We start from the raw sequence: 22,102 nt of genomic DNA on the forward strand, positions 1-22,102 counted from the left end.
GCCGAAGAACTCATGCCGCTGCCACGGCTAGCCGCAGCACCCACGCCGCACACCTTCTGCTTTCGCGCACACCGACTTGCCGCAGCGACACGCGTGCGTATGTCAAAAGGTGTGCGGGAAGGCAGGGTTGCCGCCGCAACGTCTAGTCATGCAGCCAGCGGTTGCAGCTCTCGCGCAGAGCTTGGCTACGATTCGACGGTTCAGCGGGGGAGGGTCAGGACCGGACCAGCCGAGCGATGGCGTCGGTGGCCTCTTTGATCTTGGCTTCCGCCTCCGGACCGCCCGCCACCGCAGCGTCGACCACGCAGTGACTGATGTGATCCTCGAGCAGTCCCATCGCCACCGCCTGCAATGCCTTGGTCATCGCGGAGACCTGGGTGAGGATGTCGATGCAGTACTTCTCCTCCTCCACCATGCGCTGCAGTCCGCGCGACTGCCCTTCGATCCGGCGCAGCCGCTTGAGATAGTCGTCCTTCGCGGTGATGTAGCCGTGCGCGGCATGATCGTGCGCGGCGTGGTCCTGGGGGCTGGTGGTCACCATGTCTCCTCGCTGGCTGCCGGTCTACGGTCGAACCGGATTCATACCCCCCTAGGGTACAGTTTTCCGCCCGACTTGTCAGGTCAGCGCCTGTTCCGCGGGGTCACGCGGCCGAGTAGCGGCCCGATGCTCGGCTCCGCCACGAGCCGTCACGATGCCGGCGACCACGAGCGCCCCGCCCGCCATCGTGGCCGAGCGCACCGACAAGGCTCTACCTGGCGTGCGCTCAGAGTTGCGGTACCCGTTGATCGGCGGACGTCCCGGGGACGGGAGAATCGGGGCATGAGTTCGCATGCCAGGCCTGCGCTCGCCGTCATCGGCGGCAGCGGCTTCTACGATTTCTTCGACAACGAGGCGACGCACGTCGAGGTAGAAACCCCGTATGGGGCGCCGAGTGCGCCGGTGGCGATCGGCGAGGTGCAGGGGCGGCCGGTCGCTTTCCTGCCGCGGCACGGCAAGAGTCACGAGTTCGCACCGCATACCCTGCCGTACCAGGCGAACATGTGGGCGTTGCGTTCGCTCGGGGTGCGGCGGGTGTTCGCGCCGTGTGCGGTGGGGAGCCTGCGCGGGGACTGGGGTCCCGGCACGGTGGCGGTGCCGGACCAGTTGGTGGACCGGACCTCCGGCCGTCCGCAGACGTATTTCGACGGCGGTGGCGTGCACGTCTCCTTCGCGGACCCGTACTGCGACGACCTTCGTACCGCGACGATCAAATCCGCCGACGACGTGCTGCCGATGAAGGGCGCGGGCACGATGGTCGTCGTCCAAGGCCCCCGCTTTTCCACCAGGGCGGAGAGTCGCTGGTTCGCCGGGCAGGGCTGGGACCTGGTGAACATGACCGGTCACCCCGAGGCTGTGCTCGCCCGGGAACTCGAGATGTGCTACGCCGCAGTCGCTTTGGTGACAGACCTGGACGCGGGCCTGGAGGAGGGTACCGGCGTGCATGCGGTCGATGTCTTCGCCGAGTTCAAGCGCAACCTGGTGCCGTTCAAGGACCTGATCCGCCGCTCGGTGGCCGCGGTCACCGAGACCGACACCTGCGACCGGTGCCGCGTTCATACCGGAGTGTCGCTCCCGTTCGAGTTACCCTGACCCATGCGGGGGTGCCGAACAAGGGTGCGGTGAATGAGAGTGCTGGTCACCGGCGCGGCCGGTTTCCTCGGAACACACGTGTGCAAGGTCGTGTCTTCCGCGGGTCATGAAGTAGTCGGCATCGATCTGATGCTCGACACCGTGCACGGGCCGGATGCGGAGCCGCCGGACGGTGTTTCGCGGGTCGATGTGCGCGATGCCGACGCGCTCGCGCCGCTGCTCGCGGGCATCGACGTCGTCTGCCATCTCGCCGCGGTCACCGCGGGCGCCGGTCCGGCCGACTTTGCGACACACAACGACCTGGGCACCGCGGCGCTACTCGGCACCATGGAACGGACGAAGGTGCGCCGCCTGGTGCTGGCGTCATCGATCAGCGTGTACGGCGAGGGCCGCTACCGCAGCGTGCGCGGCGGGCCGTTCTTCCCCGGTCTGCGCAGGCGCGCGGATCTGGATCGGGGCATGTTCGACCATCGGGCTCCGCGCACCGGCGACGTGCTGACCTGGGAGCCGGTGGGTGAGGACGCACCGCTGCGCCCGCGCGGGAGCTACGGCGCGAGCAAGGTGGCGCAGGAAAACTATGCCTTCGCTTGGGGTTTGCAGGTCGGCGGCGCGGTGACCGCGCTGCGGATGCACCAGGTCTACGGTGTAGGCGCGCGGGCCGGGATGGTGGGTCAGGTGCGGGCCGCGCTGGACGAGGGGCGGGCACCGCACGTGTTCGAAGACGGCGGGCAGGTCCGGGATTTCGTGCATGTGCGCGACGCCGCGGTGGCTGTGCTCGCGGCGGTCGAGCGGGCGCTGCCCGGTTTCGTTCCGCTGAATATCGCGTCCGGACGGCCGATCACGCTGTGGGAGGTTGCCTCGATCATGGCGAAGGCGTGTGGTGGTCCCGCGCCGGTGGTGACCGGTCAATACCGGATCGGCGATGTCCGCCATTTCGTCGCCGATCCCGAACGGGCCAGGCGCACATTGGGTTTCAGTGCAGTGGTCGCGCCGCAGCAGGGGTTGGCGGAGTTCGTGGCTGTGCCGGCGAATGCGGCGGCAGGCTGACGACTGCCGGGTGGCGGCCGGTTGATGGTGACTACTTGCCACTGTGCTGCCCCGTCGATGGGCGACCGACGGTTACTCGGGCTTACGGGAATTGCTGGGTAGCCGACGGTCGCTCGGGTTTGCGAGTGATTGATGGGCCACCGATCGTGCACCGGTTTGCGGGTGTTCGGTCGGTGGCCGGCGGTTCACTCGGGTGCGGGCGGTTGATCGGCGGCCGGTAGTTCCTCCGGTTGCGGATCGTCGATGAGTTCCAGCTGGACCAAGGCGAATTCGGGAACCGGCGCCCCCGTCGTTCCGCCGGGCAGCGGAGAAGCCTCCAGGTCGGCGACGAGCCAGTCGCCGGTATCGGTGGCCATCCGTACCGCCGCCAGCGTGACCCGTTCGGCGCCGGAGCGGATGTCGTTGCGGGCGCAGACTATTCGTTCGCGGTCGGCGGGGTGTGGCACGGTGCGCTCGTCGGTGCCGCGACCCCAGCGCAACCCGGGCACCGGCTCGGTGACCCAGCGGATCCGCCGCACCTGGGCCAGGTCGACGATGGCGAGGTAGAGGTTCGGCTGCGCGCCGCGCAGCAGGTCCAGGGTCGCTGCCTCGAACGATTTGCGCTGGGGCGCAACACTATCGGTGACATCGACGGCCAGACCCAGCCAGCGGTACCGGTTCTCGTCGGGGTTGCGGGCAGCGAGCAGCAGTGTGCGCGGGCCGGTCCGGGCGCGCACGGTCGCGGTGTCGAGCCACCGGTCGCCAGGCGTGGATCTGGCCAGCGTGGCGACGAGATCGAGTGCGCCGTCGAAACGTTCGATCAGCTCGAAGGATTCGGCGCCGATCCACACGATGCGACGGTCCTCGAAATGCGGTCCGAGGTCGTAGGGGAGGGCCTCGATCCGCCGCGCTCGCGCGTCGACGCCGAACGCGGCGACACCGACCGGCGGGGGCGGATCGCCGGTGCCCACCCACAGCCGGACGGCATGCACCCGTTCGTCGGGCCCGTGTAGCGGCACCACCACGATGCGCTGGCCCGACCAGTCGTGCCGGGACTGCGGCAGTTGCTGGTCGACGACCGTGCCGGTGGTGTAGGCGGTGGCGATGAGGGGCTGTAATCGCGTCGAAACGGCGCGCTGGAACGACTTCCATTCCCGGGGCGCCGTGCCGACCGCAAGCAGCGACCAGGTGTCGACGTGTCCGAGCGTTTCGATGAGCAACCAGCGCCCGAGTATCACAAATCCCCCCTCCCGAGTCGAACCCTATGCCACGGTCAGGCTGATAGCCAGTGCATATCGTGCCTGACTCGCCGAGACCGACCGTGGACAGGGTCCGCTTACCCGCCTCAGCCGGTGAAGTCGGCGGCGTGCGCCTGCGCCCACTGTTCGAAGGTGCGTGGCGCGCGTCCGGTGACCTCCTGCACGGTGGGATACAGCGTCGCCTCGTCCAGGGTGCCGTCGGCGAAGAAGCTCAGGAAGGCCTCGACGTAGTGCTGCGGCATGGTCGCGCTGAGTTCCGCCCTGGTCTCCTCGGTGCTCAGCCCCTGTGCGACCAACGGCCGGCCCAAAGTGGCGGCGAGGATGGCGATTTGGTCGGCGGGCAGCAGGGCCTGCGGGCCGGTCAGTTCGAGCGTCCGGCCGTTGAGGTCGTCGCCGGTGAGTGCCAGGGCGGCGACGGCGGCGATGTCGGCCGGGTCGATCGCGCCGAACCGGACCTCGGGGAACTGCACCCGCACCACGTCACCGGCCGCAAGCTGCGGCAGCCAGCGCAGCGCGTTCGACATGAACGAGCGCGGCCGCAGGAACGTGCACGCCAGTTCGGATTCGCGCACCGCCCGCTCGGACAGCGTCATGTAGCGGGAGACGGCGTTGTCCAGATCCTGCAGTGCCGCCGAGGCGCTCGACAGCAGCACGATCCGTTGCACCCCGGCCTTTTTCGCGCGGTCCAGCAGGTCGGCTTGGTTGTCGTAGCCGGGCAGCAGGAACAGCGCGCGCACCTCGTCGAGGGCGTCGACCATGGTCTCCGGCCGGTTCAGATCGCCGGTCACCGCCTCGACACCCGCGGGCAGCGTGGCCGTCGCCGGATCGCGCACCAGCGCGCGCACCGGCGCGCCGGACTCGCTCAGCGCCGTCACCACCTCGCCACCGATGTTTCCGGTGGCGCCGGTTACCAAGATCATTTTCTGCTTCCTTTCGGCCCGCCCCGCGCGCGTTAAGCTCACGCGATGGACACTCCGTTGCGGCTCGAGGTCATCGTGGCCAGCGTGCGTCCGGAGCGGTTCGCTCCGGTGGTCGCCGACTGGTTCCTGCGCACACTACGCGCGCATGACGAGTTCGATACGGGCGTCATAGATCTCGCGGACACCCCACTGCCGACCGACCTCACCGAGACCCCCGAGGTCGCCGACTACCGGGCCAGGCTGGCCGCCGCGGACGCCTTCGTCGCGATCACCTCCGAATACAACCATGGCTACCCGGCCTCGCTGAAGACCGCGTTCGACACGGCGAAACACGAATGGCGCGCCAAGCCGATCGGTTTCGTCTCCTACGGCGGACTCTCCGGCGGCCTGCGCGCGGTGGAGCAATTACGTCAGGTGGTGGCCGAGATCCACATGGTCTCGATCCGCGAAACCGTCAGCTTCCACCAGGCCAAGAAGCAATTCGACGCCGCAGGACAAACACAGGACGGCGCCGCCATCGACGCCGCCGCCCGCATGCTCCGCCAGTTGTCCTGGTGGGCAAGGACTTTGCGGGTAGCGCGGAACGTCGACCCTTACCCGGGCTGATCACAACATCGCGCTGGTTCGCCGCTATAACCGCGTGTCAGTGCTGCAAGCGGTCGAGGGCCGCGCATTCATCAGCATGCGCCGCGCACGAAATCGCGGGCCACTTCATTACGCGGCGGAACAAACTGGTGCGCGGGCGTCAGCCGTTAGCGCCGACCGGTGCGCCGCGACGCCCGCGCGGGTGGCCGATGTACGTGGCTTCGCGGGGGATGGAGACCAGGGTGAGGTCGACCTGTGCGGTGCCGGTGCGCAGGATGACGTGGTTGCCGATCGCCGCGGGCTGGTGGATGGACAGGTCGGGGCGGGTGGCGGGCCAGCCCATCGGGTCGCCGGTGACGTAGATGGTGGTGACACCCGCGTGCGGGGCGGGCGCGAGCACGCCGTCCACCACGGTGGCGGTGAAACCCGCGTCGGACTGGTGGGTTTCGACTGCGAGGGTCAGGCGCTCCGGGTTGCCGATGGTGGTGACCAGGTTCTCCCAGGCGTGCGCCCGGTCGGTGCGGATCAGGATGCGTTCGCCGACCGCGAGCGCGCGGAACACCAATTGCTGTGCGAGATAGAGCTCCCCGGCCACGTAGACGGTCGAGATGCCCGCGCCGACGATGCGGACCGCGACGCCGTTGCCTTCGTCGTCGGAGCCGATCAGCTGACCGCAGCCGGAGGACGGCAGGTGTAGCGCGTCGATCACGTCGATCGGGTATTCGCTCATCGGGACGGTGGCGTCCACGCCGGGCACGGCGAGCGGCAGGTGTGCGAGCAGCCCGTCGCGATGCCTGCCGTTCATCGACACCATGCCCGCGAGTTTGTGGCGCTCCGGCAGTTCCCGCGCGGTCAGCCGCCATGCCGCACCGATGCTCACCGACTCCGCCGAGCTACCCGGCCGCAGCCGCACCGCCACCGTGGTGCCGCGCGAGGGCGCCACCCAGAGCTGGGCGAGCAGGTCCGAGCCGAGTCGTTTCGGGTCGACGGCCATGCCGATGTTCACGCTGTTGCCGATTTCGGCGTAGCGCCACCGATGTTCGAGGGTGCGCGGATCGAAACCGCTGGTGATCTGCAGGACCGCCTTGCGGATTTCCGGTGCGGTCAGGATGCGGGCGTTGCAGTCGGCGTCTTCGAGCGTGCGCATGATGCGCTGGGTCGCGATGGTGACCGCGCGCGACGCGCCCTCCGCGCCGCCGCCACGCCGGGCCGCAGCCTCCGGGCACGCGACCGCATCGAAGCTGATCGCCAACCAGACGGTGCGATGTGCGGTGGCGGGCAGCGGCCCGAGCAGCGATTCGTAGATCTTGCCCGCGGGGGTGCCGGACCGGCTGCGATGACCGTGGCTGACGATGTCGATGCCGCTGAGCAGGATGTCATGCTGATTCAGGCATTTCGCCAGTTCCGGCAGCGGCAGCAGGTGCGAGGCGTGCACGGTGTTGCGGGCGATACGGGTGAGCCCGCCGGGAGGGGCGAGCACCTCGACGACCGTCACGACTCGGCTGCCATCCCAGTACAGCCCGAGCGAGCGTCCGTCCGCGCCGCGGAAGTCGACGGTCTGGCCGATCGTGTAGTCCCGCTTGGTGAGGTAGCGCCACCAGGTGGCGATCCAATCGAGCACGGTGCGTTTGGCGATCGGAATCAGCGGAATCAGTGCGACGACGATGCCCACCCCGAGGGCAATCAGCGGTTGCAGGCCGGCAATCAACGCCACCGCCCCCGCGATGAAGCCGATCACCTGCGCAATCAATAGATTCTGCAGTGAGATTCGGCCAAGGAGCGGCCGTGGTCCCGCCCCGGCAGGTTCCGCCATCGTCGTCCCCCAAGTACCCGGTGTCGGCCCATAATAGTGGGCGAGCTGAACAAGAGTCCTCGGGAACTGTACTGTGTTGCGCGAATGTGAGCACTGTTCGGGGGAGGAATAATGCCTTCAAAACCCACCACTCGGTGGCAGGTGAGCGGCTACCGTTTTCTGGTTCGCCGGATGGAGCATGCGCTGGTCCGCCGGGACGTGCGGATGCTGCACGACCCGATGCGCTCGCAGTCGCGTGCGTACGCGGTCGGCCTCATCTTGGCGATCGTCGTATTGGCAGGTTGCGGCGTCCTCGCACTGCTGCGACCGCAAGCCAAGATCGACAACAGCAAGATCCTGATCGCCAAGGAGTCCGGCGGCGTCTACGTGGTGATCGGCGATGTCGTGCACCCGACCCTCAACCTGGCCTCGGCCCGGCTGGCCGCCGGTGACGCGTCCAAGCCTGCGGTCGTCAAGGATTCCGAGCTGGGTAAGAAGCCGCGCGGCCAGCTGATCGGCATCCCCGGCGCGCCTGGTTCGCTGATCTTCGACAAAGCAGGCAAAGGGCGGGCCTGGACCGTCTGTGATTCGTTGAAGGCGGACGGCAGCGACGACCGCAGCACGTCGGTGTTGATCGGCGACCTCGAACTCGGCGACAAAGCCTCGGAAATGGGGAACGACAAGGCGCTGCTGGTCAAGGGCAAGAGCGCGACCTACCTCGTGTGGAACAAGACGCGTGCCCGGGTCGACATGAACGACCCGTCCGTCACCGGCCCATTGAAGATCCGCGGGGCAACGCCGCGACCCATCAGTGAAGGGCTGCTGAATTCCATTCCCGAAGTGAATCCGATCGTGCCGCCGAAGATCGATGATCCGGGTGGGCAGCCCGACGGGTACTCGATCAACAATCTGAAGATCGGCACCGTAGTTCAACTGGCAGGTAAAGCTGATCAGAATTACGTGATCCTGCGCGACGGACTGCAGCAGATCAATCCGCTGACCGCCGAAATTGTCCGCAGTTCGCAGCCGAACCCGGACCACAACACGGCAATCGGCGATTTCGAGGCCAACCACGCGCGCCCGTCGAAGGCGCTGAAGGTGGACACGTACCCGGCCGCCGCGCCGACGATCGTCCAGGCCAATTCCCGTCCGGTCAGTTGCTTGTCGTGGAAGCCGATCCCCGGCGCGGCGGGTAATGCCGACGTCGCCGTGCGCGCGACCTTGTCGGTGATCGACGCCAGCGACCTGCCGATGTCGAGCAGTGCCAAGCTGGTGTCGCTCGCCCAGGCCGACGGCAAGGGGGACAACGTCGACTCGGTGTACTTCAAGCCCGGCTCGGGCGCCTTCGTGCAGACCACCGGCATCGAACCGGACAGCCGCCGCAAGGACAGCATGTTCTACGTGTCCGACACCGGTGTCCGCTACGGCATCAAGAACAACGATGCGGCGAAAGCGCTTGGTATGGACCCGGAATCGGGCGTGACGCCGGAACCCGCGCCATGGCCGATCGTGGGTCTGCTCGCCGGTGGGCCGACCATGGGCCGCGAGGAAGCCATGGTCGCGCACGACGGCGTCGCCCCTGATCCGAACCCGGCCAAGCAACCCGTCGCCGCCAAGTAGTCGGCTAACGACCGTCCGCGACAACGGCATTCGAGCCGTCGGAGTTGTCCTGCAATGCGGCAACTTCGGCGCGCAACGAACGCAGCTCCTCGACCAGTACACCGATCTCCCGATCCGTGCGGTCGGCGGTCTCCTCGGCGGCCTTCAGCTGATCGATCACCCAGCTGGTCGTGGTGCCGATGGCGAAGGAGATCAGGCCGATGCCGAAGGTCATCAGCACCAGGGAGATCAGTCGGCCTTCCACGGTGACCGGGTAAACGTCGCCGTAGCCGACCGTGGTGACCGAGACCGCCGACCACCACAGGGCGTCACCGAAGCTCAGCACCTTGCTGCCTTCTGCCCCGTATTCGGCGTCGAAGAAAGCCAGGCTGCACAGGAAGAGCACCAGGATCGAACTGGTTCCGACGAACACCGACAGGCGCGACCGTTGAGTCAGCGATTGCCGGTTCAGGGTGCCGAGCACCAGCACCGCGGCGCGCACCAGCCGTAGCGGGCGAAACGGTGGAATCAGCACGATCAGCAGCTCCACGGGATGGGTGCGCAAGAACTCCCACCGGCGAGTGGACAAGGCAAATCGCGTCCCGAAGTCGATAGCGAACAAAGCCCAGATCGCAATGTCGACCCGGCTGAGCCAAGCGTCCAGCTGTGGCGAGGCGCCGGTATCCAGCACGTACCAGGCGTAGACGACGAGAAATAGCACGGCGAGCAGCATCATCGGCACGCCGGTGGCCTGCTCCCACGCCTCTCGCCGGCTCAACCCCTCGGTATCGGGCGGGCCGTCGGGTGCTTGTTCTTGCTGCTTCATGGGAACTACCTGCGTCGATCGGATCCGGCACCTTATGTACCGCGGTTCGCTGTGCAGACGCTACATGCCGTGCAGTCATTGTTCGGTCGAACCCGCGAGTCGCCGATCCGAGCCTTCTTCGCCGAAGGGACACGATCGGATCCGAAAATTAGCAACCCAGATCGGTTGATCAGAAGGGCCTCAGCGGAATTCGCTGAGGCCCTTCGGCTTACATATCGTCGCCGGTGACGCCGAATCTACGGCGGATCGGGAAAGACGCGAGCATGCCGAGCGTGAGCAGGATCGCGACTGTTGCGCTGCCGACCAGGGCGATATTGCGGGCTCGGTTGTCCGGCGGTGGTAAGGGAGCCGGGACCGCGAGTTGCATGCTGCGGGGGCTGGTCGGCTGTTTCGGTGGCAGACTGGGCGGGACCTCGTTGGTCAGCGCGGCTACGGGGTCGACGGCGCCGTAACCGACATACGGATTCCAGCCCTCAGCGGGTGCGTGCGCGGTGGCTTGGATGCGTTTGATTACTTCCAGCGGGGTCAGCTCGGGAAAGCGGGCGCGCACGAGCGCGACGACACCGGCGACGTACGGCGCGGCGAAGCTGGTGCCTTTCAGTGGCGTGACACCACCTTGTTGATTGACGAAACCGGTGATGGTGCCGGTGCCGCGGGCATCGAGGGACACGATGTCCTCACCGGGCGCTGCCACACCTACCCACGGTCCGGGCACACTGAAAGCCGACGGTTGCCCGTTGCGGTCGATGGAGCCGACGGTGAGGACGTAGTCGTCGTAGCGAGCGGGGGTGACGTTGGTGCTCAGGTTCTTCCAGAGGTCACCGCTCGGGTTGAGCGGATTGAGCCCGGGGTTGCCTGCATTGCAATTCTGTTCCTTGTTACCTGCTGCGACCACGACGACGGCGTTGCGCTCGAGCGTGGCGTATCGCAGTGCGGCGCCCAGCGGTCCGTCGGCGGGATTGTAGGAACCGTCGGTGCACAGGACCAGCGAGATATTGATTACCGTCGCGCCCCAGTCCGCTGCTCGCCGGACCGCGGAGGCCAGCGCGTTGATGTCGCCATAGCCGTCGGGTTGATCCTCGGGTCGCTGTTCGCCGGACCGGCCCTCTCGCTGGAACACTTTGCTGGTCTGCCGGATCGTCAAGATTCGCGCATCGGGCGCTACCCCGGAAAAGCCTTGGTCAGCAACGTGTTTCGCACCGATGATGCCGGCGACGACGGTGCCGTGCCCATCGCAGTCGCTGGTCCCGTCACCGCCTTCGGCCACGTAGTCACCACCGGCATCGAGGTCGGGCAGGCGTGGATGGCGCGAAACGCCGGTATCGATGACCGCAACCAGCTGTCCCGCGCCCCGGGAGAAATCCCAGGCGCGTGGCAGATCAAGTGCCAGCTGCGGTGCGGGAGTGGCGAGGCCTTCTCCGCCCTGCTGAGTGCTCACGCATGGGGTGTTGGACTTCTGTTCGGTCTTGTCCGGCGGCCGTGCCGGGTCACCGGGCGGCAGTAATGCCGGATTGACCGGCGGCGGCCGATCAGCATGTGCCACACCCTGACTCGTTCCCACCCCGAACGAGACACTCAGTGCGAGCACCGCCGCTGCCGCACCGGTGCGCAGGATCCGGTTCACAGCCCGCGGACGAGGGAGTAGAGGCTGGCCACCCAGAAAACCAGGGGGAGGACGGCGGCTACGAAGGCGTATTCGAGCAGTTCGACGCCGCGGCGCATCGGCGGGGTGGCCGACTGGTTCGGGATGATGATGCCGAGGATCAGGGCTGCGATGAGGATGACCATGGCGGCGCCGAAGACGGCGAGGGGCTGGTCCATCGCGAAACCGGCACCCAGCAACATGATCAGCACGATGCCCGCGCCACCCGCGATGAGTACGACGGCTTGTTCGGCGCCCGCGTAGGTGCGGCTGCGGAACATCAGGACGACCGCGCAGACCAGGGCGAGCGCGATGCCTTGCCAGTACGGGTTCTCGGCTTCCGGGTCGGTGCTGGCGAGCGCGCCGACGACGGTGACCAGGGTGGTGGCGGCGACCAGGCCGGCCAGGTACATGCGGGCCCGCTCGGACTTCACCCGCAGTGCCTCCATGGTCGGCAGCGCGCGGTGATCGTCGGGGTCGTCTTCGGTGGGGTCGATCGGGGTGCCGGGTGAAGGGACCGGTGGCAGCGGCAGTTTGGCCAGCAGCATCGAGATTCGTGGTGCCAGGGCGAGGCCGGCGAGTCCGAGGGCCGCGGCACCCGCGCCGATGGCGCGTTCCGGTTGCCCGGTGAGCATCCCGACCAGGGCGGCGGGCACCGCGTAGAGCGCGAGGGTGGCCGAACCGATGAACAGCGCGAGGCCGACGCCGCTGACCCGCCACGCCAAAACCGCGGTGGCGCCGAACAATACGGCGCCGAGCAGGATGTGCGGCCAGCCGTAGTGATCGGGTACGTAGAGCATGCCCGCGGTCAACGCGGGTGGCAGCGCGCAGCCGCCGAGCACCAGCGCGGTGGAGGTGTCGCCGTACATCCGGCTGAGCACCATGGACGCGATGACGAGCAGGATCGCGACGGCGAGCGCGACCGAACCGCTGACCCAGGAGGGCAGGGCATCGGGCGAGAGCAGCAGACCGAGACAGCCGACGAGCATGGTGAGCGTGGCGAGCACCGAACCGGTGATGCGCGCGACCTTCGGAGTCCAGCTGCGGTAATGGTCGGTGTCGGCGATCGCGACGTTGTACATGATGTCGTCGAACAGCGGCGTCGGCGCGGTATGCGAGGCACTCTCCAGCATCAGCAGCTCGCCGTCGCGGACACCGTGCTCGCCGAGGCTCAGCGAATTGGAGAAGGGGGGATGACCGATTCGGGCGAGCACCCACTCGGCCGGCTCGAAGCGCTCGCCTTCGTTGTCGAAGTCGTTGGTGCGGCTGTGTTGTGCGACCATGTCGACGACACTCGGGATCACCAGGGCAACGGGCACGTCGACCGGGATCGCCATATCTACCTGGGTGTGTTTGGCGAGAATCGTCACCCTGGCGAGATCTGGTGCGCGGACGATGCCGTGCGCGGAGTTTTCATCGATGTGGTCAAGTCGCGCGTGCGTCAAGCTTCCCCCAACTCGTCTTCTACCTCGTATTTTCGCAAACTCGAGAGCCGACGTCGAGTTTGCGAACCCACGTTTCGGGCAGCAGAATGCTGGTCGAACTGTACGACATGTGCGCTGCTGCCTCTACACTGAGCCGGAATCACAGCAGTCGAGGAGGGGGATTCTCGCACCATGAGGGAGCGTCGCGTCCGAATCATGTGCCAGCGCATTCCGGCGCCGAGCGGTAGCGAGGTGCGGGAATGAGTACCGTACGGTTCCAGCGCCGCGCGCGCAGGGAGATGCCGCGCTCGCCCGGCGGCGAGGTCACGCTCCAGCCGCCGCCCGAGATCCCCCGGGTGACACCCGGCAATCTGCTGATGAAGCTGATGCCGGTCGTGATGATCATCGGCATGGTCGGCATGATGGCGCTGCTGTTCACCCAGGGCGGCGGCATCGGATCGAACCCGATGAGCATGATGTTCCCGCTCATGATGATGTTCTCGATGGTAGGCATGTTCGCAGGTCAGGGCGGCGGCAAGGGGGCCAAGGCCGCTGAGGCGAACGAGGACCGCAAGGACTATCTGCGCTACCTCGACCAGGTGCGCCGGGACGTGGACAACACGGCCACCCAGCAGCGCGCCTCGGTCGAATGGAGCCACCCCGAGCCCGGCCTGATCTGGATGCTCGCCGGCACCAGCCGCATGTGGGAGCGCCGCGCGGGCGACAAGGATTTCTGCCACGCCCGCATCGGCGTCGGCGGCCAGCGACTGGCGACCCGCCTGGTCGCGCCGGAGACCGGACCGGTCGAAGAGCTGGAGCCGATCGCGGCCGTCTCGCTGCGCCGCTTCGTGCGCGCACACTCGACCGTGCCCGATCTGCCGACCGCGATCGCGGTCAAGGGTTTCGCGACCATCGCACTGGACGGCGACCGGGTCGAGGCCAGGGACATGACCCGCGCGATGTTGTTGCAGCTGTGCATGTTCCAGGCGCCGGACCAGGTGCTCGTCGCGGTGGTCTGCGGCCCGGACACCGCGCGGGAGTGGGAGTGGACCAAGTGGCTCCCGCACACCCAGCACCCTGACGCGCAGGACGGCATCGGCACCCAGCGCATGTTCTACGGCTCGATCCGGGAGGCGATGGCCGGCCTGCAGCCGCTGCTCGGCAACCGGGTCCGCTACTCGCGTAACCAGCCTGCCAACGCGAACATGGTGCACATCGTCATCATCGTGGACGGCGGCTTGCTGGAGGCCGAAGAAGATCAGCTGCGCGAATCGGGCTACGAGGGCGTCACCATCATCGACCTGTGCGGGTACGCACCGCGGCTGGCGGTCTCGCGCGGCATCAAGATGATCGTGGAGAACGGCGAGTGCGTCGGCCGCGGTGCGACCGGTAACCAGGAGCGCTTCGCGCTGATCGACCGGATCAGCCCGCAGCAGGCGCAGCAGGTGGCCCGCAGGCTCGCGCCGTACCGGGCGGCGACCCAGCGCAGCAGCGACGTGGAAACCGATGACTCCGAGGTCATCTCGACCTGGAGCCAGCTGATGGGCCTCGGCGACATCGGCTCGTTCAACCCCGAACACGCCTGGCGTCCGCGCTACGGCCGGGAGCGGCTGCGGGTGCCGTTCGGCGTCGGCGCCGACGGCCTGCCGGTCGAACTCGATATCAAGGAAGCCGCCGAGAACGGTATGGGCCCGCACGGCTTGTGCATCGGCGCAACAGGTTCCGGCAAGTCGGAGTTCCTGCGCACCCTGGTGCTCAGCTTGCTCGCCACCCACTCGCCGGACCAGCTCAACCTGGTGCTCGTCGACTTCAAGGGTGGTGCGACCTTCCTCGGGCTCGACAGCGTGCCGCACGTCGCGGCCGTCATCACCAACCTGGAAGAAGAAGCCGACCTCGTCGACCGCATGAAGGACGCGCTCGCCGGTGAGATGAACCGCCGCCAGGAAGTACTGCGCGCCGCGGGCAACTTCGCCAACGTCTCCGAATACGAGAAGGCCCGTGCGGCAGGCGCCGACCTGGACCCGCTGCCCGCCCTGTTCGTGGTGCTCGACGAGTTCTCCGAACTGCTCACCCAGCACCCGGATTTCGCGGAACTGTTCGTGATGATCGGCCGGCTCGGCCGCTCGCTGCACGTGCACCTGCTGCTGGCCTCGCAGCGCCTGGAAGAGGGCAAGCTGAAGGGCCTGGAAAGTCATCTGTCCTACCGGATCGGCTTGAAGACCTTCTCCGCCAACGAATCCCGCCAGGTGCTCGGCGTGCCCGACGCCTACAACCTGCCCAACAATCCCGGTGGCGGTTACCTGAAGTCGGACTCCGGCGAGATCGTGCGTTTCCAGGCGTCCTACGTCTCCGGCCCCTACGTCGGCGGCGGCTCGCAGCGCGACATCACCGTCGCCACCCAGTCCGGCGAAATCGACATCAAGGCCCGGCCGTTCACCGCCACCCACGTGGATTTCCGTGCGGTGGACCGGGTTCCGCTGCCCGCCGAGCCCAGCGCCGCCGACCAGCAGACCGACGACGGCGAGCAGGTCTCCAACGTGCACATGCTGGTCTCGCGGATCAACGGCCACGGCCGTCCCGCGCACGAGATCTGGCTGCCGCCGCTGGACGAGGCACCCACGCTGGACCAACTGATCCCGCGCTCCATCCTCACCGGCGAATACTCCGCGGTGGCCACGCTGCGCGCGCCGATCGGCATCGTCGACCGGCCGTACGACCAGCGGCGTGACCCGCTGGTGGTCGACCTGTCCGGTGCGCGCGGCAACGTCGCCGTCGTCGGCGGCCCGCAGTCCGGTAAGTCGACCGCGCTGCGCACGCTGATCATGGCCATGTCGTTGACGCACACCGCCGAGCAGGTGCAGTTCTACTGCCTCGACTTCGGTGGCGGCACGCTGATGAGTCTGCAGGGCCTGCCGCATGTCGGTTCCGTCGCAAGCCGATTGGACGCGGACCAGGTTCGGCGCACCGTCGCCGAGATGACCACCATCGTGCGGCAGCGCGAGGCCCGGTTCCGGCAGCTCGGCATCGAGTCGATGACCGAGTTCCGCAGGCTGCGTGCGATGGATCCGTCCAGCAGCCCGGCCGCGACCGGCGCGCACGAGGATCCGTTCGGCGATGTGTTCCTGGTGATCGACGGCTTCGGCTCCATCCGCCAGGACTTCGAGATGCTCGAACAGGTGATCATGAACCTGGCCGTGCAGGGTCTGTCGTATGGCGTGCATATCGTCATCGCGCTGGCCGGTTGGCGAGAGGCACGGCCTGCGCTGAAGGACCAGATCGCCACCAGAATCGAGCTGCGCCTCGGTGATCCGATGGATTCCGACCTCGGGCGCAAGTTCGCCTCGATGGTTCCGCAGGCTCGTCCCGGCCGCGGTATGACGCCGGACTGCTTGCACATGCTGACTGCCCTGCCGCGCGTAGACGGCAGTTCGGACCCGGCCGATATCGGCCAGGCCGTTGCCGAGGCGGTGTCGACCATCGCGCGCCTGACTCCGGGCCGCCCGGCCCCGCCGGTGCGCATGCTGCCCGAGGAGCTGCCACGCGAGCAGCTGCTCTACCTGGCGGGCAACTGGCCGTCCCAGGTCGACCAGTCGGTCAAGTGCATGCGAATCCCGATCGGTATCAACGAAGCCGAGCTGGCCCCGGTCTACCTCGACTTCGCGGTGAGCCCGCACTTCATCGTCATCGGCGACACCGAGTCGGGAAAAACGACGCTGCTGCACTCGATCATCGAGGGCATCGCCGCGTCGAACACCCCGGACCAGGCGCGGATCATCATGGGCGACTACCGGCGTTCGATGCTCGGCATAGTGCCGGAGGGTTACCTCGCCGGCTACGGCTCGACCGCACCTCAATTCACGCAGAACATGGCCGATCTCGCCGCGTACGTCAGCAACCGGACGCCGGGTCCCGATGTGACGCCGCAGCAGCTGAAGGATCGCTCATGGTGGAGCGGCCCCGAGCTGTACGTCGTCGTCGACGACTACGACCTGGTGGCCACCTCCAGCGGCAACCCGGTCCAGGCGTTGGTGGAACACCTGCCGCACGCCCGTGACCTCGGCTTCCATCTGATCATCGCGCGGCGCTCCGGCGGCGCGGGACGTGCCATGTTCGAGGCGACGCTGGCCAGGATGAAGGACCTCGGGTCGGCCGGCCTGATCATGAGCTGCAGCCGGGACGAGGGTGTGCTGATGGGGACGACGCGGCCGAGCCCGATGCCGCCGGGCCGCGGCACCTACGTCACGCGCAACACCGAGGGTCTGATCCAAACGGCCTGGATGCCGCCGCAAACCTGATGGTTACCGTCGAGCTGGTGGTCACCGACACACGCGTCTGGGCGCGTGGCGCGACGACGCACTGGGACGTGGCGCCGTCGATCGTGCTGGGCAGCAACGGGTTCGACCTGGTGGTCGGTGAGTCGCTGGCCCCGCCGACCCAGGTGAGTTCCGTGGTGCAGTACGTGCCCGCCGAGGCCGTCGCGTTGCTGCCGCGCGTCCCGTCCGTGGTCGACGGGCTGATCGCGGTGTTCGGCGCCGTGCTGGAGAACCTGCGCGTCAGCGCGCCGTGTGAGCGGATCACGGTGATCTGTCCGACGGAATGGGGTGCGTCCCGGCGTTCCGTGCTCGACCAGGCGGCTCGGCGGTTCACCGCGGACGTGGTGTTCGAAGAGTTGGCGGTGCGGGCCGTCGCGTCGGACGAGGGCACCAGTCACAGTCGTCGCACGTTGGTGCTGGAATTCGGTGCGCTCACCACCACGGCCAGCACGGTCATCCGCAGCCATCAGGGTGTGCACATCGAATCGTGCGAGCACGCGCCAACTCTCGCGCTCGCCGAGATACTGCCGGAATCCAGCGGCTTCACCACCCTGTGCGCGCTGCTCGACCGGCTGCTCGATGGTCAGCCTGCCGATCTGGCGCAGTCGGTGGGTGTCACCGACGCGGCGAAACTCGGTGTACTTCGCGCGGCTGTGCAGCAGCGGTGCGGGCCTGGTGTCGCGCTGCGGGCGCTGACCGGGCCCGATCTGATCCGTGGCCAGCAGACCGAACCGATCCAGCAGCCGGAGTTACCGACCGCGCTGCCGCAGACCGAATGGATGCAGCCGCTGCGCGAACGTGCTGCGGCGCAACAGCCTCGGCGCAACGGGCTCGGTTATGTGGGTGCGGCGGTTGCTGCGATCGTCGTTGTCGGTGTCGCTATTGTCGGCGGGGTTGTGCTGTTGAACGGACCCGATGACGGTCCGACTGCCGCGCCTGGCACTATCTTGGCGCCGAGTAGCGAATCGGTGCCGAGCAGTACCATCGGCCCACCGAGCAGTACCGTTGCCGTCGGGCCGGAAACCTATGGGCGCATTCGTTTTCAGGTGCCGGATGGTTGGCATATGGCGTCGGCTCCCGACGCTGGTGGTAGGTCTCGGGTCGAACTTTCCCCGGATGATGGTGCCCGGCTACGTGTCACAGTGACGCAAACGCCGGTAGCGCCGGGGTCGAGCTATGAACAGGTTGCGGCGCGGCTCGAGACGCAGATGAAGCAACGGCCGGCCGGGGTGATGTCCGAGCTGAAACGCGATGTCGTCTACGGGGGGCGCTCCACTCTGGCGTACACCGAGCGGCCCGGTGACGGTTCAACTGTCCGCTGGCATGTGTTGCTGGAGTATGGAATTCAGGTCAGCATCGGCTGCCAATATGCCGACAATAATTGGCAGGCGCTGTCGACCACGTGTGAGAACTTCGGTAGTTCGGTTCGCGTCATTCCCTGAATTCGGGTGTGTCGGCACCGCGACACTTCACATAATTCGGGCCCCCGGCAAAGAGCTTGCCGGGGGCCCGAATTGGCCGAGACAGGATCTCAGAAAAGGCCTGCGAGGCTGGTGTCGGTGGCCTGCAGATCGCTATTGCCGGTGCTGACAGCCCGACCAGCGGTCTCCAGCGTGGCGTTCAGCTGGGTGACGCTGGTGTTCCACTGCGACTGGAGCATGGCGAACGCGTCGTTCGCATCACCCTTCCAGTAGTTGGTCACGAAGTCGGTGACCTGCTTGTGGAAATCCTCGAGCATGCTCGTGATGTTCCGCGCTTCGGCCACGATGGACTGAGCGCCTTCTTCGACCGAGCCGAAGTTAGAGGCAATTGTGCCTGGATCGTTTGCTGCCATCTGGAGCTTCTCCTTGGTATCTGGTGGTTCGGCTGACCGAGTCGATCAGGGAAGCGTCAGGCTGGAAGCCTGTTGCGTCACCTGCTGGGCGAACTGCTCGTCCTGTGCTACGAAGGCCTGACCGGCCTTCCTGAGGTTGTCGGCAGTCTGGTCCAGTGCGTCGTTCAGCTTTCGTGCCTGGGCGAAGTAGTTGTCCATGAGCGAATCGAAGGCAGCTCGGGCCTGACCGCTCCAGCTCTGAGTGGTCATGTCCGACTTGATGTCCAGCGCGCTGATCCTGTCCATCAAATCTTTGTGCCGATCCCTGCAGTTCTTCTCGAACGCCGTGATCGCTTCGTGGTTCGCTTGAAGCTGTCCTGCCATTTCGGCTCCTCTCGGTTTCCCGTCTCGGCCAACGGCAGAAGCCCCCAGTTGGCCTGTACATCTGATTGGACGCTCGATAGGTCTGATCGGTTCCATCCGACTCGAGAAAGTTTGGATCTCCCCCTACGAAGATCAGACCCAGCGTCCTTTACGCAGCTCGTCCATGCTTTCGGGGCCGCGTGGGCCGCTCGTCAGGCCATGGACGTAATCACGTTGGCATGATTGCAACGCCAGCGCTCGGCTCCCCTCCTTCCCCCTGCTCGCTGATGTCTTGACTGGCGAGTGGGCTGGCTGCTTGTACCTTACCCAACCACTATGGCTCCCGCTACAGCAGATCGTGGGTATATCGGCCAGGAACGCATCGAGAGGCGGAGGGCCGACGTGCTACTGGCTGTTGGCGAGCAGAGCGTACTGAGCTGCCGCTCGCTGCTGTGCGTCCTGCAGTTGAGTGCTCCAGACATAGCCGACGTAGTTGCGGTACCGAACGGTGCAAACCCAGTCCTTGACGTACCTATCCGATGGAATCTCGGCGCATTTGCTGTCAGGAACCCTGGGCGGTGCCTGGCCGGTATCAGGCGCGTCGAGAATCATCGACCAAAGCGTCTGGGCCGTATCGATGTCCCGTGTTCGGATCAGGATGGCTCCGTCCAAGAACCTGCCGATACCCTTGCCGAAACTCTGCGCGATTCCGCTGGTGTAGCTGTTCGTCGACGGCGAGTAGGCGCCCGAGAGGATGAAACGTTCGCCGTGTGCGTAAAGATTCTTAGCCGCTGTGCGGTCGGTCTGCCAATGCAGGAATCCTTGCAATTCGTATGCCGCAAGGCTGCCGACACTGGGTACGCCGTTCTTGTCCGGATTGAGGACTCGGCGGATTACGCCCTCGGGGTCGAGGTCCAATCGCAGGGCCTGTTCGGCCGACAGTGGCGCTAGGGTGTCGAGCATCGGCAGTTGTGCTGCGTAGACCTTCTCGACAAGGGTGGTCAGGTCGGCGAGGTCAGGCTTGGGGGTAGAGATGAATGTACTGACCACATAATTCCCGTGTGCGACGACCGAACCGATTGTCGGAGTTCCGGGGCGCCAATGGGAATGCGCCCGTGGGTACGCCGCCAGCGGTACGCGCTCATTCTGGTCCGGAGCTACTGCGAAATCAGCCTCTTCGAACTCGGCCGCAGCCCGGTCCGCGTACTCGGGGTCCGGGAATTGCATGACCGTCACGGTGGTGAGTGTCGAGTCAGGCGGCACGGCCACGTGCGGATCCGCCTTGAAATCGCTACTGCCGGAGGCGAAGCCGAACAACATCTTGTTCCGAGCCGCGATCGGCACGTTCTGTTCCGCGAGGACGTTCTTGACATCGTCGGGCTTGGTGATTTCCTGCACGCCGGTGCCGTAGCGCAGCTTTGCGTCGATATCAATGCCTGTCACTACATGGTTGGCCAGACGCGAGACGGCCAGCGAGTTCCCGCTGCGCACCGAGTGGATGTATTCGAAGTACGAATCCAGCGGCTCCGTGGAATATTGGCCGACGTCGAACGTGCGGACGTCTACCTCACCGGGCCGCGGTGTCCCGGTCATCGGTGCGCCGCACCCGGTGACGATGACCAGAATGAGGGCAGCGGACGCGTGCCGCATACGTCTGTTGAGCATGCGGCTCACTTCGCCTTCGTGAGAATCGCGTACTGCGCCGAGATCCGCTGATGCACATCGATCAGCTGATCCGACCATACTTCCGCGGTATAGCGGTCATAGGACGCGACGCAATGAAATCTTGGGACGAAAATATCCTTCGCACGGAACTCGTCGCAGCGCGCATCTGGAAGGTTCTTCGGTGAATCGATCCGGCGTTTCAGCTTGCTCAGTGTGCTGTGGCCTTCTCGGATAAGTTGCGCGCCTTTTGGATTCGCAGCACGGTAAACGTTTCCGGCATAGTTCGCCATCCAGTCCACCCCCGCCTCCTCGAATAGCTTCTTATCGCTTACCGGGTGATCACTCATATGGAGAGCGCCGGTGCGGTCGTACAGGCCGGGAGGGTTGCGCCAACCGTCTTCGTTCGGTCGTGGAAGCGAGCGGCCGAGCATGCCGTCGCGGTCCAGGGGGATATCCGTCAGCTTGTCGAGTGGCGTCGGGCGGAACTCACGCAGCCGCGTACCGACCGTATCGATGCTCTTCTCCGCGAGGTCGACCATGCCCGGCAGGTCCGCGGTGCCCAGCAGCTTCTTGGCTTCATCCTGAATTGTGGTGTAGATGACGTACTGTCCGGTCGCCCGAAACGAGATCAACTCCGGTGTTCCTGGTTTCCGGAACGCGAGAGCATCGTGATGTTTGTTGAGGCTGACCGGTTCGCTCGAACCGTTCTTCGCGGCAACGGCCTCCGCGAGAGCTGTAGCAGCCAGCTCGGCGGCCTGCTGGTCGGAGAACAACAGCACGATATTTTCGAGGCTGGTCGCGATCAGGATGTCCTTGTCGGAATATCCGAGGCTGTAGAAACCTGCGATGAAGCCCGGTGTTCTTGCTCGAAAGTCGTCAGCGGAAAGCAGTAGGGTATATACGCTTTCGATGAATGCCAGCGTAGTGCTTGTATCCGAGCCGGACTGGATGGTGAATCGGGGGTCGATGTCCATCGGCAACGGGACGAAGCTGGCGAGGCGCTGACCTTCGCTGACTCGTGCGCGGTCGAGTCCGGGCTTGCCGATCTCACGTGGTGCGGTCGCGTAGCTACCGACATCGAGCTGGCTGATATCAACGGCAGGCGCCGTCGGCGGTGGGGAATCCGACCCGCATCCCGCCGTGCCCACGGACAGTGCAGCCAGTCCAACTGCCAGCGTTCTGAGTGCTCTCCGCATCGTTCCCTCCATCGACCGGCAAGGGGAGGACGAGCCAGCGAGCAGCGAT

At 66.4% G+C, this 22,102-nt stretch carries 18 protein-coding genes; 6 read left to right on the top strand and 12 right to left on the bottom strand.

The window, feature by feature from the left end:
* Positions 1–214 precede the first annotated feature (214 nt).
* On the bottom strand, positions 215–538 hold the full coding sequence (locus DBO33_RS06515) for a metal-sensitive transcriptional regulator (protein ID WP_306796259.1): 324 nt from the start codon (positions 536–538) through the stop codon (positions 215–217).
* Between the two features lie 78 nt (positions 539–616).
* Positions 617–739 (bottom strand): hypothetical protein, encoded by a 123-nt coding sequence (locus DBO33_RS44405; RefSeq protein ID WP_267897877.1) that lies wholly within the window; start codon positions 737–739, stop codon positions 617–619.
* An 81-nt stretch (positions 740–820) separates the two neighbouring features.
* On the opposite strand from DBO33_RS44405, the gene DBO33_RS06520 reads away from it, so the two are divergent.
* The gene (locus tag DBO33_RS06520; protein ID WP_107654210.1) at positions 821–1,630 is read left to right on the top strand and encodes an S-methyl-5'-thioadenosine phosphorylase; all 810 of its coding nucleotides are present in this window, start codon (positions 821–823) and stop codon (positions 1,628–1,630) included.
* 33 nt (positions 1,631–1,663) lie between these two features.
* Positions 1,664–2,677: an NAD-dependent epimerase/dehydratase family protein gene (locus DBO33_RS06525; protein WP_107654211.1), complete on the top strand. Its 1,014-nt coding sequence runs from the start codon at positions 1,664–1,666 to the stop codon at positions 2,675–2,677.
* A gap of 185 nt (positions 2,678–2,862) precedes the next feature.
* On the opposite strand, the gene DBO33_RS06530 is transcribed toward DBO33_RS06525, so the two are convergent.
* Positions 2,863–3,894 carry a GAF domain-containing protein gene (locus tag DBO33_RS06530; protein ID WP_107654212.1) on the bottom strand — a complete coding sequence of 344 codons (1,032 nt, stop codon included), beginning with the start codon at positions 3,892–3,894 and terminating at the stop codon, positions 2,863–2,865.
* A 107-nt stretch (positions 3,895–4,001) separates the two neighbouring features.
* A complete protein-coding gene (locus DBO33_RS06535; protein WP_107654213.1) occupies positions 4,002–4,835 on the bottom strand; it encodes an NmrA family NAD(P)-binding protein in 834 nt (277 codons plus the stop codon).
* Positions 4,836–4,880: 45 nt separating this feature from the next.
* Between DBO33_RS06535 and DBO33_RS06540 the strand changes: the two genes are divergently transcribed.
* Positions 4,881–5,441, top strand: a complete 561-nt coding sequence (locus DBO33_RS06540; protein WP_107654214.1) for an NADPH-dependent FMN reductase — start codon at positions 4,881–4,883, stop codon at positions 5,439–5,441.
* A 139-nt stretch (positions 5,442–5,580) separates the two neighbouring features.
* Here the strand turns inward: DBO33_RS06540 and eccE are convergent, their stop codons facing one another.
* On the bottom strand, positions 5,581–7,233 hold the full coding sequence (gene eccE / locus DBO33_RS06545) for a type VII secretion protein EccE (protein ID WP_107654215.1): 1,653 nt from the start codon (positions 7,231–7,233) through the stop codon (positions 5,581–5,583).
* 111 nt (positions 7,234–7,344) lie between these two features.
* Between eccE and eccB the strand changes: the two genes are divergently transcribed.
* Positions 7,345–8,832 carry a type VII secretion protein EccB gene (gene eccB / locus DBO33_RS06550; protein WP_107654216.1) on the top strand — a complete coding sequence of 496 codons (1,488 nt, stop codon included), beginning with the start codon at positions 7,345–7,347 and terminating at the stop codon, positions 8,830–8,832.
* A gap of 4 nt (positions 8,833–8,836) precedes the next feature.
* On the opposite strand, the gene DBO33_RS06555 is transcribed toward eccB, so the two are convergent.
* The 3 genes from DBO33_RS06555 to eccD form a co-directional block, all read right to left on the bottom strand.
* A complete protein-coding gene (locus DBO33_RS06555; protein WP_107654217.1) occupies positions 8,837–9,637 on the bottom strand; it encodes a potassium channel family protein in 801 nt (266 codons plus the stop codon).
* Between the two features lie 208 nt (positions 9,638–9,845).
* Positions 9,846–11,180: a type VII secretion-associated serine protease mycosin gene (mycP, locus tag DBO33_RS06560; RefSeq protein WP_234390716.1), complete on the bottom strand. Its 1,335-nt coding sequence runs from the start codon at positions 11,178–11,180 to the stop codon at positions 9,846–9,848.
* Positions 11,181–11,257: 77 nt separating this feature from the next.
* The gene (gene eccD, locus DBO33_RS06565; protein ID WP_107654218.1) at positions 11,258–12,724 is read right to left on the bottom strand and encodes a type VII secretion integral membrane protein EccD; all 1,467 of its coding nucleotides are present in this window, start codon (positions 12,722–12,724) and stop codon (positions 11,258–11,260) included.
* Between the two features lie 239 nt (positions 12,725–12,963).
* Between eccD and eccCa the strand changes: the two genes are divergently transcribed.
* Together eccCa and DBO33_RS06575 are read left to right on the top strand one after the other, a co-directional pair.
* Positions 12,964–16,998, top strand: coding sequence for a type VII secretion protein EccCa (gene eccCa / locus DBO33_RS06570; protein WP_107654219.1), 4,035 nt, complete (start codon positions 12,964–12,966; stop codon positions 16,996–16,998).
* A gap of 17 nt (positions 16,999–17,015) precedes the next feature.
* Entirely contained in the window at positions 17,016–18,458 is a 1,443-nt protein-coding gene (locus DBO33_RS06575) for a type VII secretion-associated protein (RefSeq protein ID WP_159080134.1), read from the top strand.
* 89 nt (positions 18,459–18,547) lie between these two features.
* Here DBO33_RS06575 and DBO33_RS06580 read toward each other — a convergent pair whose 3' ends face one another.
* The 4 genes from DBO33_RS06580 to DBO33_RS06595 form a co-directional block, all read right to left on the bottom strand.
* On the bottom strand, positions 18,548–18,850 hold the full coding sequence (locus tag DBO33_RS06580) for a WXG100 family type VII secretion target (RefSeq protein WP_107654221.1): 303 nt from the start codon (positions 18,848–18,850) through the stop codon (positions 18,548–18,550).
* Between the two features lie 45 nt (positions 18,851–18,895).
* Positions 18,896–19,213, bottom strand: a complete 318-nt coding sequence (locus DBO33_RS06585) for a WXG100 family type VII secretion target (RefSeq protein WP_159080135.1) — start codon at positions 19,211–19,213, stop codon at positions 18,896–18,898.
* Between the two features lie 384 nt (positions 19,214–19,597).
* Positions 19,598–20,857, bottom strand: a complete 1,260-nt coding sequence (locus DBO33_RS06590) for a DUF7373 family lipoprotein (RefSeq protein ID WP_456093892.1) — start codon at positions 20,855–20,857, stop codon at positions 19,598–19,600.
* A gap of 5 nt (positions 20,858–20,862) precedes the next feature.
* Positions 20,863–22,053 (bottom strand): DUF7373 family lipoprotein, encoded by a 1,191-nt coding sequence (locus DBO33_RS06595; RefSeq protein ID WP_159080137.1) that lies wholly within the window; start codon positions 22,051–22,053, stop codon positions 20,863–20,865.
* Positions 22,054–22,102: the final 49 nt, after the last annotated feature.

The sequence above is a fragment of the Nocardia suismassiliense genome (genome assembly GCF_900269665.1).
GTDB classification, from domain to species: Bacteria; Actinomycetota; Actinomycetes; order Mycobacteriales; family Mycobacteriaceae; genus Nocardia; species Nocardia suismassiliense.

Bases quoted from the DNA above. Each gene is read 5' to 3' on its own strand.
- DBO33_RS06520 (WP_107654210.1), top strand. From the start codon at position 821: ATGAGTTCGCATGCCAGGCCTGCGCTCGCCGTCATCGGCGGCAGCGGC.
- DBO33_RS06525 (WP_107654211.1), top strand. From the start codon at position 1,664: ATGAGAGTGCTGGTCACCGGCGCGGCCGGTTTCCTCGGAACACACGTG.
- DBO33_RS06535 (WP_107654213.1), bottom strand. From the start codon at position 4,835: ATGATCTTGGTAACCGGCGCCACCGGAAACATCGGTGGCGAGGTGGTG.
- DBO33_RS06540 (WP_107654214.1), top strand. From the start codon at position 4,881: ATGGACACTCCGTTGCGGCTCGAGGTCATCGTGGCCAGCGTGCGTCCG.
- eccE (WP_107654215.1), bottom strand. From the start codon at position 7,233: ATGGCGGAACCTGCCGGGGCGGGACCACGGCCGCTCCTTGGCCGAATC.
- eccB (WP_107654216.1), top strand. From the start codon at position 7,345: ATGCCTTCAAAACCCACCACTCGGTGGCAGGTGAGCGGCTACCGTTTT.
- DBO33_RS06555 (WP_107654217.1), bottom strand. From the start codon at position 9,637: ATGAAGCAGCAAGAACAAGCACCCGACGGCCCGCCCGATACCGAGGGG.
- eccCa (WP_107654219.1), top strand. From the start codon at position 12,964: ATGAGTACCGTACGGTTCCAGCGCCGCGCGCGCAGGGAGATGCCGCGC.
- DBO33_RS06580 (WP_107654221.1), bottom strand. From the start codon at position 18,850: ATGGCAGCAAACGATCCAGGCACAATTGCCTCTAACTTCGGCTCGGTC.
- DBO33_RS06585 (WP_159080135.1), bottom strand. From the start codon at position 19,213: ATGGCAGGACAGCTTCAAGCGAACCACGAAGCGATCACGGCGTTCGAG.
- DBO33_RS06590 (WP_456093892.1), bottom strand. From the start codon at position 20,857: ATGCTCAACAGACGTATGCGGCACGCGTCCGCTGCCCTCATTCTGGTC.
- DBO33_RS06595 (WP_159080137.1), bottom strand. From the start codon at position 22,053: ATGCGGAGAGCACTCAGAACGCTGGCAGTTGGACTGGCTGCACTGTCC.